Source organism: Segatella copri (assembly GCF_019127135.1).
Taxonomy (GTDB): domain Bacteria; phylum Bacteroidota; class Bacteroidia; order Bacteroidales; family Bacteroidaceae; genus Prevotella.
Genome location: NZ_JAHOEA010000155.1, coordinates 1 through 1028 on the forward strand (window position 1 = coordinate 1; position 1028 = coordinate 1028).

General features: G+C 44.2%; 1 protein-coding gene. It reads right to left on the minus strand.

The window, feature by feature from the left end:
• On the minus strand, window positions 1-1019 hold a 1019-nt coding region (locus tag KSW37_RS15620; RefSeq protein ID WP_217743531.1), incomplete at its 3' end, for an outer membrane beta-barrel protein.
• Window positions 1020-1028 lie beyond the last annotated feature (9 nt).

Here is a 1028-nt window from a genome sequence, read left to right on the forward strand (position 1 = left end):
GTGTATTTGAAGTTGACATGCTCGTAACGAAGTCCTGCCTCTACGGCAACCTTTCCGAACTGCTGACCTATGGAGAGAAAACCAGCCATGTTTTTCTCATCGCTCTTGGTGTTGCTATTTCCGATAGTAGCCATATTGATGTTGAAATCATTCAATGTCTGTGAGGCGGTGTACTCATTGCCCACTTCAAGTTGTCCTTTCCACAGAGGATAGCTCAAAACCAGCTTCTCGGCAAACATTCGTGAGTGCCCGATACCATTGGATGTAATCGAATTGTCCTCATTGTTGAGGTTTATCTCCGACAGATCGGAAGTCTTGCGCTTTTTTCTCCACATGTAGTCCATGTTGAAGTCAACGCCAAGTTTGCCCACTTCTCCATTGTAATAGATATTGGCATGATGCTTAGGCATGGCATGTGTCCTGTTGAGTCCTACGGTGGAAACCATATCTTTCAGAGTTCCATCTGCATACGAAGTGGTTTTATAATCAGGATGTTCCTTTTGCAGTCCCACTCCATTCACATAATAAGCGCCAATGGAATGATGCTCATTGAGCATCCATGACAATCCAAACTTGCCGAAGAACTCATTGTTTCGCATACGACCGATGCTTTCTATGTTCTGAAGCCAATTGGTAGAAGCTTTCGTTTCCAGATTCGTGACTCCATAGCTATAGAATTTGCCGGTATAATAATTGAGATTGGAGAATAGTTCCAAGCCTCCTTTACGATATTTCAAGTTTGCTTGCTCCATGCTCGAAAAATAGTGTCGGAAACCATTTTTGGCACGAAGTGTTCCACCCAAGCCTTCACCTTGCGATGGTTTGGTACGAATACGAATGACAGACTTGACCGAAGCATCATACTTGGCACCAGGATTGGTGATGACTTCCACATTCTTGATGTCTTGTGAGTTGAGTTGTGCAAGCTCGTTTTTGTCTTGTACGACACGCCCATTGATATAGATAAGTGGTGTACCCTTGCCAAACACCTCGAAGTTGCCGTCTCTTCCTGTAACCATTGGCACTTG